This is a genomic window from Paenibacillus sp. PSB04 (genome assembly GCF_025809195.1).
GTDB classification, from domain to species: Bacteria; Bacillota; Bacilli; order Paenibacillales; family Paenibacillaceae; genus Paenibacillus_AQ; species Paenibacillus_AQ favisporus.
This window is the reverse complement of record NZ_CP081301.1, coordinates 1955991-1969879: the sequence shown is the minus strand read 5'-3', so window position 1 is coordinate 1969879 and position 13889 is coordinate 1955991. Positions and strand designations below refer to the sequence as shown.

At 55.1% G+C, this 13889-nt stretch carries 15 protein-coding genes; 6 read left to right on the top strand and 9 right to left on the bottom strand.

Features of this window, described 5'->3' with window-relative positions:
* Positions 1 to 347: 347 nt before the first annotated feature.
* Genes cobA through nirB form a run of 4 tightly spaced genes read right to left on the bottom strand, consistent with a single transcriptional unit; the run spans position 348 to position 4770 of the window.
* The gene (gene cobA, locus K2F33_RS09325) at positions 348 to 1115 is read right to left on the bottom strand and encodes a uroporphyrinogen-III C-methyltransferase (RefSeq protein ID WP_263881511.1); all 768 of its coding nucleotides are present in this window, start codon (positions 1113 to 1115) and stop codon (positions 348 to 350) included.
* Positions 1112 to 1981, bottom strand: a complete 870-nt coding sequence (locus K2F33_RS09320; RefSeq protein ID WP_263881510.1) for a formate/nitrite transporter family protein — start codon at positions 1979 to 1981, stop codon at positions 1112 to 1114. The genes cobA and K2F33_RS09320 overlap by 4 nt, the downstream gene beginning before the upstream one ends.
* A 23-nt stretch (positions 1982 to 2004) precedes the next feature.
* On the bottom strand, positions 2005 to 2322 hold the full coding sequence (gene nirD / locus K2F33_RS09315; RefSeq protein WP_076172800.1) for a nitrite reductase small subunit NirD: 318 nt from the start codon (positions 2320 to 2322) through the stop codon (positions 2005 to 2007).
* Between the two features lie 12 nt (positions 2323 to 2334).
* On the bottom strand, positions 2335 to 4770 hold the full coding sequence (gene nirB / locus K2F33_RS09310; protein ID WP_076172799.1) for a nitrite reductase large subunit NirB: 2436 nt from the start codon (positions 4768 to 4770) through the stop codon (positions 2335 to 2337).
* Between the two features lie 344 nt (positions 4771 to 5114).
* On the opposite strand from nirB, the gene K2F33_RS09305 reads away from it, so the two are divergent.
* Together K2F33_RS09305 and K2F33_RS09300 are read left to right on the top strand one after the other, a co-directional pair.
* Positions 5115 to 5738 carry an ANTAR domain-containing response regulator gene (locus tag K2F33_RS09305; RefSeq protein WP_076172798.1) on the top strand — a complete coding sequence of 208 codons (624 nt, stop codon included), beginning with the start codon at positions 5115 to 5117 and terminating at the stop codon, positions 5736 to 5738.
* Positions 5735 to 6769 carry an anthranilate phosphoribosyltransferase gene (locus K2F33_RS09300; RefSeq protein ID WP_263881509.1) on the top strand — a complete coding sequence of 345 codons (1035 nt, stop codon included), beginning with the start codon at positions 5735 to 5737 and terminating at the stop codon, positions 6767 to 6769. The genes K2F33_RS09305 and K2F33_RS09300 overlap by 4 nt, the downstream gene beginning before the upstream one ends.
* A 275-nt stretch (positions 6770 to 7044) precedes the next feature.
* Here K2F33_RS09300 and K2F33_RS09295 read toward each other — a convergent pair whose 3' ends face one another.
* From K2F33_RS09295 to K2F33_RS09285, 3 genes are all read right to left on the bottom strand, one after another.
* Positions 7045 to 7323: a DUF2277 domain-containing protein gene (locus tag K2F33_RS09295; RefSeq protein WP_076172796.1), complete on the bottom strand. Its 279-nt coding sequence runs from the start codon at positions 7321 to 7323 to the stop codon at positions 7045 to 7047.
* Between the two features lie 116 nt (positions 7324 to 7439).
* On the bottom strand, positions 7440 to 8243 hold the full coding sequence (locus tag K2F33_RS09290) for an N-acyl homoserine lactonase family protein (RefSeq protein WP_263881508.1): 804 nt from the start codon (positions 8241 to 8243) through the stop codon (positions 7440 to 7442).
* A 159-nt stretch (positions 8244 to 8402) separates the two neighbouring features.
* Positions 8403 to 8840 carry an RrF2 family transcriptional regulator gene (locus tag K2F33_RS09285; protein WP_076172795.1) on the bottom strand — a complete coding sequence of 146 codons (438 nt, stop codon included), beginning with the start codon at positions 8838 to 8840 and terminating at the stop codon, positions 8403 to 8405.
* 446 nt (positions 8841 to 9286) lie between these two features.
* Here K2F33_RS09285 and K2F33_RS09280 point away from each other — a divergent pair, with 446 nt between their 5' ends.
* Entirely contained in the window at positions 9287 to 10267 is a 981-nt protein-coding gene (locus K2F33_RS09280) for a putative RNA methyltransferase (protein WP_263881507.1), read from the top strand.
* Positions 10268 to 10363: 96 nt separating this feature from the next.
* On the opposite strand, the gene K2F33_RS09275 is transcribed toward K2F33_RS09280, so the two are convergent.
* Together K2F33_RS09275 and K2F33_RS09270 are read right to left on the bottom strand one after the other, a co-directional pair.
* The gene (locus tag K2F33_RS09275) at positions 10364 to 10837 is read right to left on the bottom strand and encodes a hypothetical protein (protein WP_263881506.1); all 474 of its coding nucleotides are present in this window, start codon (positions 10835 to 10837) and stop codon (positions 10364 to 10366) included.
* A gap of 22 nt (positions 10838 to 10859) precedes the next feature.
* On the bottom strand, positions 10860 to 11021 hold the full coding sequence (locus K2F33_RS09270; protein WP_263881505.1) for a hypothetical protein: 162 nt from the start codon (positions 11019 to 11021) through the stop codon (positions 10860 to 10862).
* Between the two features lie 574 nt (positions 11022 to 11595).
* Between K2F33_RS09270 and K2F33_RS09265 the strand changes: the two genes are divergently transcribed.
* The 3 genes from K2F33_RS09265 (at position 11596) to K2F33_RS09255 (ending at position 13530) form a co-directional block, all read left to right on the top strand.
* On the top strand, positions 11596 to 12321 hold the full coding sequence (locus tag K2F33_RS09265) for an MBL fold metallo-hydrolase (protein ID WP_263881504.1): 726 nt from the start codon (positions 11596 to 11598) through the stop codon (positions 12319 to 12321).
* Positions 12321 to 12887 carry a TetR/AcrR family transcriptional regulator gene (locus K2F33_RS09260; RefSeq protein WP_263881503.1) on the top strand — a complete coding sequence of 189 codons (567 nt, stop codon included), beginning with the start codon at positions 12321 to 12323 and terminating at the stop codon, positions 12885 to 12887. The genes K2F33_RS09265 and K2F33_RS09260 overlap by 1 nt, the downstream gene beginning before the upstream one ends.
* Before the next feature lie 124 nt (positions 12888 to 13011).
* The gene (locus K2F33_RS09255; RefSeq protein WP_152399421.1) at positions 13012 to 13530 is read left to right on the top strand and encodes a CcdC family protein; all 519 of its coding nucleotides are present in this window, start codon (positions 13012 to 13014) and stop codon (positions 13528 to 13530) included.
* Positions 13531 to 13889 lie beyond the last annotated feature (359 nt).

The window sequence follows — 13889 nt, the reverse complement described above, 5'->3', positions numbered from 1 at the left end:
CAGCGTCTGTATATACAAGACAAACATCTATCGTCGTACTTTCAAAGAAGACAGACCGCGAAGTTTGTCCTGCGAGTATAGACCTTCAGCTCCGCTGAATATTTAAAATTCTATACTCTAAAAAGACTGCGGAAAGCATGGAACGGTTTTAGTTGAAGTTCACTTTTTTCAAAAAAAGATATCCTGGCTCTCAGGAACGCCCATCCCCCTGAGGCCAAATAAGCAAAAAAAGGACCGTCGTTAAGCAGTCCTTGCCTGCTTAACGACGGTCCTTCCCTGTTTTTCAGTCAGCCGTTCGATTAGACCGGAACCTCCTTCGGTTGTCCCTTCTCACGGCTTTCCTAAAGTTACCCGATCCGCTCCTCAGCCTCCTCGGCCAGGCGGAGCAGCTGCTCCCGCACATGCACCACCTCGCCGAAAATGAGCAAGGCCGGGTTTTTGACGTGCATGAGGGAAGCCAGCTTGTGGATGCTGCCCACCGTGCCGGTAATGACCCGCTCCTGCTCGCTCGTCCCCTGCTCGACGATCGCAGCCGGGGCCGAATGCGGCCGGCCGTGAGCGATCAGCTCGCGGCAGATATCGGCCATGCCGGCGACACCCATGTACACGACCAGGGTGTCGACGCCCTGGGCGAGCAGGTCCCAGCGGGGACCCTGCTCTCGGCCGGCACTGCTCGAGCCGCTGACGAAGGCGACCGAGGCGCTCCGCCCGCGGTGGGTCAGCGGGATACCCGCCGACGAGGCGGCGCCGATCGCCGAGGTAACGCCCGGCACGAACTCGAACGGGATGCCGCGCAGCGCCATCTCCTGTGCCTCTTCGCCGCCGCGGCCGAAGATCAGCGGATCGCCGCCTTTCAGCCGCACGACCTGTTTGCCCTTCATGGCGAACGCGGCGAGCTGCTCATGGATTTCCGCCTGCGGCACCGCATGCTGTCCCGGCGCCTTGCCGACGTAGACGAGCGCCGCGCCTTTCTTCGCATACCCAAGCAGTTCCTTGTTCACCAGGCGGTCATACAAGATGACATCCGCCTCCTGGATCCGCCGGAGCGCCTTTATCGTAATGAGCTCCGGATCACCGGGACCGGCGCCGACGATAGACACCATGCCCGGCTTCATCGGCCGCGTTCGGCAGACACAGCCGCCGCCTCCATGGAGCCGCGGGCTCCGGCCGATCCGATCGCTCCGGATTTACTTCTGCCAAACCCGCGGATGGACACGTAATATGCTACGCCCGTAAACAAAGCGCCGCCAATGAAGTTGCCGATCAGCACAGGGATCTGGTTCCACAGCCACCAATCGGCAAAGCTGACGTTGGCGCCCAGCATCATCCCGGCCGGAATGACGAACATATTGACGACGGCGTGCTCGAATCCCTGGCCGAAGAAGATGAGGATCGGCAGCCACATCGCAGCGATTTTGCCAGCGGTGGACTTGGACGTGAACGCCATGACCACGCCCAGCGTCACCATCCAGTTGCACAGCATCGCCTTGATCACGACCAGCAGCAGGCCTTCGCCGCCGAGCTCCTTATAGGCCAGCGTCTTTGCTTCGCTCGTCTTGATGATCGTCTGGACAAGCGGGCTGCTCATGTCGTGCCCCATTTTGGTAATGGTCAGGCCGTACAGCACCGCATAGACCAGGCAGCCGATCACATGGCCGAGGATGACCCAGCCATAATTGCCGAGCATAGAGCGGACCGAGGCCTTTTTCTGCAGCACCGCCAGCGGAATGAGCGCAAAGCTCCCCGTCACCAGCTCCAGCCTGAGCAGCACGATAATCACAAAGCCTACGGGAAAAATAAGCGCACCGGCCATCGGAATATTCGTTTGGGATGAAGCGGTAAAGGCCAACGTCGTGGCACAGGCCAGAATCGCCCCCGCGAGCATGCTGCGCACCAGCATTTGCCCCGGACTCAGCTTTGCTTTGTTCGCGCCTCCCTCAATCATGTCATTTAGAACCTCGCCTGGTTTTACGTAATCCATCGGCTGCTCCTCCTCCCTCTCGCTTAAGATTCCGTCAGGCAATAAATTGCCCCGCTTACCGGATCCACCTCAACCTCATAGGTGCTGACCTTGCCGGTATCCGGCTCCTGCACGCAACCGCTGCGCAGGTCGATTTTCCAGTCGTGCAGCGGACAATGCACATCCTTGCCGCACACCATGCCCTCGGAGAGCTTTCCCCCTTTGTGCGGGCACTTGTTCTCCACCGCCAAAATATCCCCGTCGCTTAAGCGGAACAAGGCAATCTCCGTTCCCTCCAGCACTACCGTTCGCGATCCTTTCGGATCGATTTCCGCTATATTTCCGATCAGATGTTTAACCATCCCGTTTCCCCCTTAGTTCTTCACAGGCTCTGCATTCGGCAGAGGTTCAAAGTTTTTGCGGAGTTCCTTGTCGGACAAAATCTCCTTCCACGGATCCTTCTGCGTGCTGAGCGCCAGCTTCAGCCGCGCATGGAGAGCCTCGCGGTCTTCCTTCTTCTCCAGCGCCTTCTTCACGCTGTCCAGCCCGACCCGCTCAATCCAGACCGAAGTCCGTTCGTTCCACTGCGCATGCTCGCGGTAATATTGAATAAAGGCACTCGCCCACTCCACTACTTCATCCTCGGTTTTCACGACGCAGAGCAGTTCGGTTGCCCGCACATGCACGCCGCCGTTGCCGCCGACATGAAGCTCCCAGCCGCCATCGATGGCGACCACGCCGAAATCCTTAATCGTCGCTTCCGCGCAGTTCCGCGGACATCCCGATACGGCCAGCTTCACCTTCGCAGGTGTACTCAGACGTTCCAGCTCTTTTTCAAGCCGGATGCCCATGCCGATGGAGTCCTGGGTACCGAACCGGCAAAAGGTTGAACCGACGCAGGTTTTGACCGTGCGGAGCGCTTTGCCGTAAGCATAACCGGAAGGCATGTCGAGCTCCTCCCACATTTTCGGGAGATCCTCCTTTTTGACGCCAAGCAGGTCGATCCGCTGCCCGCCGGTGATCTTGACCATCGGCACGTCGAATTTCTCGGCAACCTCGGCGATTTTCTTCAGCTCGGACGGAGAAGTGACGCCGCCGTAAATCCGCGGCACTACGGAATAGGTTCCGTCCTTCTGAATGTTCCCGTGGTATCTCTCGTTGGTGAACCGGGATTCTTTTTCATCCTTATAAGACTCGGGGAACAGCATGCCCAAATAGTAGTTCAGCGATGGACGGCACTTGGAACAGCCTTCGGGATTGTTCCAGCCCAGCACATTCATCACTTCTTTGATCGACTTCAGTCCCATCCGGGAGATTTCCGCGACGATTTCGTCCCGGTTCAGCGTCGTGCAGCCGCATATGCCTTCTTTGACCGGCTCTCCTGCCGCATCACCCGCATAGAGCTGAACCAGTCCCTCTACGAGCGGCTTGCAGCCGCCGCAGGATCCAGACGCTTTGGTGCAAGCCTTAACCGACGACACGGTCGTGCAATTTTTGTTCAGGATCGCGTCCTTGATCGTCTCTTTGGTGACGCCGTTGCAGCCGCAGATGATCTCGTCATCCGGCAGACTGGCCAGCCGTTCTTCCGGCGATACGGAAGCTCCCGCGCCGACAGCGAAGCCGAGCAGCAGCTCCTTTTCCCGGCCCTTGACCGATTCCCGGCTCTTCATCAGCGAGAACAGCTTGGAGCCGTCGCCCGTGTCCCCGAACAAAACGGCGCCGACGAGCCGGTCGTCGTGGATGACGATCTTTTTATACACACCCTCCACTTCATCTTGGTAGCGCAACGCCCTGGTGCCCTCCGGCTCGGCAAAATGCCCCGCGGAGAATACATCTACACCCGACACCTTCAATTTGGTGGAAGTCACGGAGCCGGCATAACCGGCGGTATCGACGCCCGCAAGCCGTTTGGCGAGCACCGCCCCTTGTTCATACAGGGGAGCGACCAGTCCGTAGGCGATGCCCCGGTGCTCCGCGCACTCGCCGACAGCATAGATGCCGGGAATGTTCGTTTCCATATAATCGTTGACGACGATGCCCCGGTTGACCTCAATTCCGGCGGACTTCGCCAAGGCCACATTCGGCCGGATGCCGACCGCCATAACGATTAAATCGGCGTCGACCCGGGTGCCGTCGGTGAAGCGAAGTTCCTTGACCCGCTTGCGTCCCATAATCGACTCGGAATGCTTGCTCAGCAGAAACGTCATCCCTTGGGCTTCCAACTCCCGCTGCAGCATCCGCGATGCGGTTTCGTCCAGCTGACGCTCCATTAAATAAGGATGGATATGGACGACCGAGACGTCCATGCCGAGGTGCAGCAGCCCTCTCGCCGCTTCGAGTCCCAGCAGCCCGCCGCCGATGACCACAGCTTTTTTGTGCTTCTTGGACGTCTCCATCATCATTTCGCAGTCCTTGATATCCCGGAAGGCGATGACCCCTTCCTTATCTGCGCCCGGAAGCGGGAGCATGAACGGATTGGAGCCCGTCGCCATAATCAGCACGTCATATTTCGCCTCTGCACCTTGATCGGAGTAAACAACGCGGTTTTTCGTATCGATTCGGGTCACCATGTGCCCGGCATATAGTTGAATCCGGTTCTCTTTGTACCAGTCCCAGTCGTTGATCACAATTTCCTGAATATCCGCACCGCCCGCAAGGACCGATGACAGCATGATCCGATTGTAGTTGGGATAAGGCTCCGCCCCGAAAATCGTGATTTCGTACGCATCCGGCGCCAGCTTCAGCAGATGCTCCAGCGCTCTTACCCCCGCCATCCCGTTACCGACCATGACCAGCTTTTTCGTCGCCATGTCTCTTCCGCTCCCCTCAATAGTCCAATCTTCTGAATCTTGTACCAAAAACCAGAAAAGCCCGCCTTCGGGCCCCGGGCAGAGTGGACACACTCTGGTTCAGGAGTCGAAAGCAGGCTTCATTGCCGCTATAAAGGATACACCGTTGTATCCGGCTGTTATCAAGTTCTTGATGGAAATATACACTACCTCGCGAATGTTTGTCAACATATTTAACATGAGAAAACCATTTCGATTTGGTTATCGACATGTCACCTTGTTTTATGTTATATAAATTAACATACAAATCTGTTGCACTCATCTTAAACTCTGACTGGACTGAATTAAGAAGGGAGCGTCTATGCATGCGTTCATTGCTGGTTATCCACCGCCAGACCCCTCCTTCAGAGCGAAGTGATTCAGATAGCAGGACGCTTCTGCCGGAGTACATCCTTCGTTCCTACGGGTACCAAGTCCATCTAGCGCGCAATGAGGAGCAGGCGATCGCCGGAATCGGAGATGCGGACGGTGCGGTGCTTCACCTTCCGGTCTCCGAGATCAAGGCTTGGTGCGGCAAGCTCGAGAAACACAAACAAACGCCAGTTCTTTGGTGGTGCAGCGATACGGCCGCTTCCATGTCCCTCGAGGCATGTGAGGATGATGTTATTATTGACGGGCTTTTATTTCCGACCATGAAAGCGCACGAGCTGCATTGGTCGCTGCATTTCAGCTCCGCCCACTTTTATGAGCGGCAGCAGTGGAAGAATGAGCGCAAGCAGCTTCTCGCCCGCATTGAGGAACGAAAGTGGATCGATATGGCCAAGGGGATTCTGTGCGAACTCAAAAATATATCGGAATCCGAAGCCTATGACGTCCTGCGCAAGCAGGCGATGAATGAACGAAAACGGATGGTGGACGTCGCGACCTCCATCGTCAAGCTGTATCAGCTGCTTCAGGAATCCGGTTCGGGAGGTGCCAAGAAATCATGATCCATTTATTAAAAGAAGTCGGCCGGGGCAAGCGGGGCGCCCGTGACCTGACCTATGAGGAAGCCCTCCAGGCGGCTGAAGCGATCCTCGGTTTAACGGCTACGCCCGCCCAGATCGGGGCGTTTTTTATCGCCGAACGTATCAAAATGGAAAGCGTAGAAGAGCTGGAAGCCTTCGTGTCGGTCCTGCGCAAACACGCCGCCCGTTCGGACCTTCCGCAGGGCATCGACTGCGCCGGCCCGTATGATGGGCGAAAATCGTCTTTTATGTCCATGATTGCCACCTCGTTTGTGCTGGCTGCCGCCGGGCTGCCTGTCACCCTGCACGGGTCGGCGTCCCTTCCGCCGAAGTGGGGGATGACGCTGGCCGATGTTTTTGCCGCAATGGGTATTTCCGATCCGTCGCTGTCCAGGGAGCTGTGCCTGGAAGCAGCGCGCCAGACGGGCGTACTGTACGCCCATGCCGAGACTTGGTGTCCGCCGCTGGCGAAGCTTCGCCCCATTCGCGAGGAGCTTGGCATGCGGACCGTGCTTAACACGGCCGAGAAGTTTGCGGATTACGGGCACTCCCCTTTCTTAACATTCGGGGTGTACCATAACACGGTCTTTGACCGGCTCGGCCGGCTCATCATGAACCTTGGCTATGAGCGGGCCATGATTATCCAGGGAAGCGAAGGCTCGGATGAGCTGTATATCCACCGCCCGACCCGGACCTACCGGATCGAACACGGGGAGGCTTCGCTTCAGATCATCGATCCGGAGAGCTTTGGCCTGGATACGCCGCTGCCGGAGGTCGACTGGACGCCGGCCGAGCAGGCGGCGGTCACCGGCCAGGTGCTGCAGGGCAAGGGCAATATGGCTTTTATGTATCAGGTGCTGCTGAACGCGGCAGTGCGCCTGCATCTGGCGGATCGGGTGCAGTCTGTTGAGGAAGGCCTGTATACGGGCAAGGCGCTGCTGGAATCCGGCAAGCCGCGGGAGCTGTACGAAAAGTGGCAGGCGGTGCTCAAAAACCAGCCGTTAACGGTCTGAATCCCTGTCTTCCTGCTGTCGGTAGAGGAAGAACAAAGAACGTCCCAGAAAATTCCGGTGCGTTCTTCGGTTTGTCTACAGTTTGTCTTTGGTTTGTCTAGTCTTCGGTGCGGCGTCGGTCTACATGGCGGGCTCACTTTGCTTTAGCCAAGGCCGGTTGCTCAGACCATGAGCTTTGGCGTAACCTATGGCTTCTTCAATCCAGCCTGGTCCAAGCATGCGCGCCCATTAGCTGACTACCGCCGCCTAAGACTCGCACTGCCGAACCCCGCCGCTTACGCCTCTGCCGTTCCGAACCGCTTGGCTGACCGCTCTTTCGCCTTCTGAGCCTCGATCTCGCGGTCACGGGGACTGGAGTTTGTAACGAGCGAGTCCAGCAGCTTCCTGGATGCCGCGGCGACCTCCGCTATCGCCAGATTAAAAGCTTCCTCATTCGCTTTCGACGGGCTCTGAAAGCCTGACAGCTTGCGCACATACTGCAGGGATGCAGCCTGAATCTCTTCATCGGTAGCCGGCGGATCAAAATTAAACAGCGTTTTGATATTTCTGCACATAGCCCTTCTCCTTTGGAATGTTTTTCGAATGCGTTTTATGTCCAATATAACGCACCCGCTGCCGTTTTCCAAGAAAAGGGCTACGCTCCCCTGCATCAAGTCTGTTTCCCGGACATTTAAAACCGCATAGGAATCGGCTTCGCCTCATGATGGGCCAGCGCCGCAACGCAGTCCTCTCTCCCGGCGAATTCCCGCACCCACTGCAGCGATTTCATCGCCTGATCCGGATCCGACGTAATCCCCGGCAGAATCATCTCCTGCCAGGATCTTTCCGCATACCCGGCATCGGAAGCCAGGAGCAGCCACCCTTTCTCTACTTTGGCCAAAATAGACAAATGCCCTGGCGTATGTCCCGGGGTATGAACCAGATACAGCAAGCCGTCGCCGAATACATCCAGACCCGCTTGATACGGGCCGTAGGGGATCGGCTCGAGAGCAAATGGCGTTACGAGCACTTCCTGGTGCCATGCCTCCTGGCTCACGGCCGCAAACTCCCATTCCGGCTGGCTGACAAGAAAACGACCCGCCCCCTTCAGCAGCTCAAGGCCGCTGATATGATCGACATCCAGATGGCTGATGACAACAAGGTCAATATCTTTTGGGGTAAGCCCGCGCGCCTGCAGCTGTTCCCTGACAGAGCTGCCGGCAGGCAAATCGTATTCGATGAACTGCCATAAATCGCTGCCCAGGTGCTGTTCCGGCCGGGTTCGTATATCCTCATGCCATCCGGCATCGACGACAACGCGCCGTCCACTGGGATGCTCAATCAAATAGCTGGACAGCGGAACTTCGGACTGGAAGGATTCGCCCCGCTGATTCACCGGAGGTATGCTGTCCAATTCCTTAAATGCGAGCGAGCGGTCATATTTCAATCGGCCTGTATGCAGCACCTCTACCTTAACAAAATCGTTCATCATCATTCGCCTCCTAGATCGGTTAACAGCATTATGCAGCGTTCCCTTCATTTCGTGAAGACGGCACTTTTTAGTGATATACGAACCCGAAGGTTCGTGCTGTACTCCGTAACAGCACAAAAAAGCCCGGCTTACGCCGGACTTCATGTCGTTCCATTCTGTTCATCACGTGGGGTTTGCCGCGCTGCCCGCTTCCTCGATCTGCTTAATGACATCCGTCAGCGTAATGCCATCCAGATACCGCTCCAGCGCGGCTTCTCCGCCGCTGTATATCTGATCCATAATTCCCTCGATATTGGAAGCCACTTCGCAAGGCAGCTCCTCTCCGCCTGAACACCAGCTCGGCTTCAAGGATCCTCTTGCAAGCAGACGGTACAAATCACCCAATGTGACCTTCTCGGTGCCCGGATTCAGCAAATAGCCCCCGCCGACACCTTCCTTGGTCGTTACATACCCCTGTTTGCGCAGCAGTCCAAGCACTTTCCGAATCCGTGCCGGATGCGTGCAGACACTCTTGGCAATCTCTTCACTGTTAGCCATTCGTTCTTCTTTCAAGCTAAGAAGGGTTAAACAATGGACGGCAATGTTGAACTCACTATTCATTTTCGCTCCCCCTTATTACTGTAATTATATGGTTTACAGTTGCTTGTGTCAACCGGATTGCCAGGGTTTGGAACGTTTTCCGCTGAAAAATAAATAAAGGACGTTAACGAGACTCCCGGGGCTGCTTTTCCTCGGGACCAGTATGCTTAGTTTGACTTAATTCCCCTTGGATTAAACCTCCTCTCCTGATAGATCCAGCGATCGTTTTCCCGGCTCTGAAAAGTTTGTTATACTAGAGCGGGATCCTGTCCTTTAGCTCTAAGGCTCCAGGCTCCCTAAATCCTGCGTGAAAGAGGTTGTGTAAACCATGATCATTCAGTTTATTCGTTACCGTTAATGTAAGGTACAGATAACAAAAGCCCCGTTTTTTTAAAAAATACTGACGAGGGTTTATTTGTCTGTGCCTTTTTCATTCAAACGGAATACGAATGAATGGGGTGTTTTTGGTGCACAACGCTAAATTAACCGTGCTCGCCGGACTGATATCCCGGCATGAGCACCTGTTTCGCTGCCCAATCTGCTCCCGCCCATTGAAAATGGACGGATCTCGCAGCATGATCTGCGGCAGTCGGCATTGTTTTGACTTGTCCAAGGACGGTTACATCAACTTGATTCCGCACGCCGTGCGGTCCAAATACAACAAAGATCTGTTTACTTCACGGCGGGAAACCAGCCACCACGGCTTGTTTGACCCGCTGATCGATGCGATTCGCAACAAAATTGAGGATACGGCGCCTTCTCAATCGAGGGAACTGCGCATTTTGGATGCGGGATGCGGCGAGGGCTCCCATTTGGCGGCGATTCTATCTGCCCTGCAGAAGCCGGATGCTCCAGACGTCCTGGGCGTGGGTGTAGATATCGCCAAAGAAGGGATTCGCCTGGCCGCCAAATCGGGCGTACCGGCGATCTGGTGTGCGGCCGACCTGGCCGGCAGCCCGTTTGCCGACCGGCAGTTCGACGTCATCCTGAACATCTTGTCTCCGGCAAACTACCAGGAGTTCCAGCGCCTACTCCGGCATGATGGCCTGGTGATCAAAGTCATCCCAGGGAGCCGATATCTGCAGGAAATCCGAGCCTTGTTCCAAGGTGAGGCTGCAAACCAGCCATCTCCTGCCGAAGGACTCACCAGCGGACACACTATCGGACGCACTATCGACCGCCCATCTCCTGCTGCCGACAGCACTACCCGACGGCCCGTTCCTGCCACCGGACGTACCGCCGAGTTGTTCGGCAGGAATTTTGCCAGCGTGGATGTTCAGCATGTGGCATACGACATGCTCGTCGCCGGGGAAGCCTTGGAGCATCTTCTGCGCATGACCCCGCTCTCCTGGGGCGTGCCGGAAGAAGCGATTCAGCAGGCTGCCGGGCAAGGCCCCCTGCGGGTCACCTTTGATTATGAAATTTTATGTGGCCGTTTGAACGAATAAGTGATCGGTCTTATCGACATCAAAGCCCCTATCGGCCAGGCCGGTAGGGGCTTTTTTCATACAAAGTTTCGGTTATGGGGGTGGGCTGGGAGATCGTCATGGAGCTTCCCAATAATCCTCCGGATTCACGTTTTCCAGTCCCTTGATGGGCTCGCCTTTCGGCAGGTCGAAGGACCAGTTGACGTTGGTGTACCACTTGTCGGTGACCTTGCGGATGAGGGTCGCTTTTTCAGGAAGGGCTGTTAAGCCTTCGACGATGAAGCCGGGGTCGCCGTTGGCTTCCCGGATTTTTCCCATTTGGACCGCACCTCTAAAATCAATAGGATATTCATTCCCGTCTTGATCTCTTAGCACCCACTCATCCTGATTAAATCCATTAGTAAATGTTCCTGTCATGGAAATTAGGCCAGCCACCTTTTTCTCTTGATAGTTAGGGTCTTGGCCGATCTGGAATCCGCTTAGTCGGATCATGTCTCCTTGATCTTTGAAAGTAACGGGATGATCGTTAACCTCCTGTGGCGTAAATGAGATTGCTCCGTCGCTATGGATAGGTATCGTGTAGGTATCCATCACAAATCGAAGCTTCTTTTGATCATATGGCAGGTAAGTAAAGGTGTAAGCCCATCGTACCTGATCCGATTTTAAAGCTCGCTTCGGCGGCGCCATTCCATATGTAGACCAGCTCGGCAAAGACCTCCTTACGCCCCGCCAACACCTGCTCGATCAGCATGCTTTCCCGTTTCGGGTCTATCATGACGATCCTCCCTGCTTTAATAGCCATCTGAATCTATAGACGGCATATGAGGACGAATGCTCTCACTTTCTGGAAAAAACATCTATTAATCGGTCGAACAGATGCCAAAGCGGATTGTCCCAACTCTCCCCGACTACCCGATCAGGCGCAAAAAAGTCCGCCACATTGAACATCACAGCGGCGGACTCGAGAGAGATTTTCGGAGCCAAAATCCCCATAAACAAAAAAATGAGCCCTTCAGCGAAGGAGCTCCAAATCAGATTAGACATATGAAAGGGTTTACAATAGGTATTATAGTATAAATCTTCCTGATTGAAAACGCTTTTTTATCCTTTAATTTCATTTTATCTCATGCGTACTGCGTATCATATATCACTATACCTCATGTCTCGTCTTACCTTCATGTCCTCGTATCCTCATGTCCTAGATTTCACATGTTTCTCATTACATGTTTTTCACCACACATTTACCAAGTTTTTTCACATGTCCGCCAATTATTTTTAAATTGGGCATTGCCAAAACTAATGTCATTAGTTATTATACTAATATGATTAGTCTCGAGGAGGAGTTATCCATGAAAATGACGACCGTTCAGCAAGTAACCCAGGTTACTTTTATGCCCCGCTTGTTCCCCGTTAATGTGTATCTGATTGAAGAAGAAGACGGGTTGACCCTAATCGATGCCGGCATGCCTTTTAGCATAAAAGGCATCCAGCAAGCCGCCGCCCGCCTAGGCAAACCGATCGTAAGGATCGTTCTGACGCATGCGCATGGCGACCATATCGGGGCGTTCGACCTGCTGAAGGCGGCTCTTCCTCAAGTGACGACTTATATTTCCCGCCGCGACAGCCGCCTCCTTGCAGGCAGCAAGGAGCTCGAGCCCGGCGAGCCGCAGGATCAGGTCCGCGGAGACATCCCTGCCCCGGGCAAGGTCACCACGAAGCCTGACGTGCTGCTGGAAGACGGAGACCGCATCGGGTCGCTGCTGGCCGTCGCCTCCCCCGGGCACACGCCGGGACATATGGCGTTCTACGACACGCGCAGCGGCGTCCTTATTGCGGGCGACGCCTTCCAGACCCGCGCGGCCCTGGCCGTATCCGGCCATATGCAGCCGCTGTTCCCTTTCCCGGCGATGGCCACCTGGAGCAAGGCGACATCCATCGCCAGCGCCAAACGACTCGCCGGTCTGAATCCGACCTGGCTGGCGGTCGGCCACGGCAAAATGATTCCGCAGCCGACCGATAAGATGGCTGTCGCCATATCCCGGGCCGAGGAGGCCCTGAAGAAGGGGGCGGTCTAATGGTGCGCCGCATGGGGCTTGACCGCGAAACCCTGCTGATTGCCGCGGCAGAGCTGGCCGATGAGTCCGGATTGGATAACTTGACGCTGTCTGCACTAGCCCAGAAGCTTGGAGTCCGCTCCCCTTCCCTGTATAACCACGTGAACGGACTGCCGGACCTGCGCAGCGCGCTTGCCGCTTACTGCATCCAGCATCTCGTCGATTTGATGCGCGATGCGGTCATCGGCAAATCGGGAGAGGAAGCGATTCTGAGCTTGAGCACAAGCTATTTGACATTTGCCCGCCAGCGTCCCGGCCTCTATGAGGCCTTTTACAAAATCGAAGCGTCGGATTCCCCGGAAACCGCAAAGCTGGGTGAACAGCTGTTGAGCATCTTTATCCGGGTTCTCGAACCCTACGGTCTCGGGGAACAGAACACATTGCATACGATCCGGGGTCTGCGGAGCCTCTTGCACGGCTTCGCCTCCCTGGAACAGAACAACGGCTTCCAGATGAAGCTGGATTTTGACGAGAGCCTGCATTTTGTTATGAGAGCCTTTCTGAAAGGACTGGAATCCGGCGCATAACCGCCCGGCAGGCTTGCCCTCAAGGCCCGGTAAAGATGTCATATGACGTTCAAGTTTACTTCTCTATTTGTGTGATATACTATTAGATGTGATAAATTATATTGACAAGAGGGGAGTCCTTGACGTGCCTCATATCAGTCCCTTGTATTTGCAAATTGGAACGACCGTGGGGACGTTGGTTTTGGCCCTGATGACCATATTCATCCGTCTCAAGGCGAGCCACAGACCCGTTACGATAAAGAAAATATTAATTCCGCCGATGGGCATGGCGACCGGATTCCTGATGTTCGTCGCCCCGGCTGTGAGAATCCCGCTGTGGTGGGCGCTCATCGCCTTTTTAGTCGGCTGGTTCCTGTTCTCCTATCCGCTGATACGCAGCACCAAATTTGAAGTAAGTGGAGGACAGGTCTTCGCACAGCGCTCCAAGAGCTTTATCATTATCCTCTTCGCCCTGCTGGCCGTCCGCATGCTGCTGCACCAGGTGATTGAGGAATATGTATCGATTCCGCAGACCGGCGCCCTGTTCTTCATTCTGGCCTTTGGCATGATCCTCCGCTGGCGGATTTTCATGCTGAGACAGTACCGGAAGTATGCGCCCGCTGCCGTAGATCCGGTATCCGATCCCTTAAATCCGGCGGAATGATCCCATGATCGATACTAAGCCAAATAACGTCTTCCACGCAGGGTTTCCTGCCCGGGGCAAACGATAAGCCAATTTCCTTAAGATAAGGAGATTGGCTTCTTTGATATCAGAAGACTTTCCTCAAAAAATAAACCCGCCAATGCATAGCGCCAGGCCGTTTGGAAAATGCTTAAAACGAATGAAATAAGCGGGTCCGCTGCGCTGGACGCCCGGCCTGCAAGCTCTTTTCCAATCGATGGCGGCGATACCATGTATATTTTTTCACATTTCTTTCGTAAAGTGGTCCTTTTTACGATCATTTATGTTAACATTAGGAGGACGATAGTGACTAGGCCTTTTCGGACGGAAAAGGTCTTGTG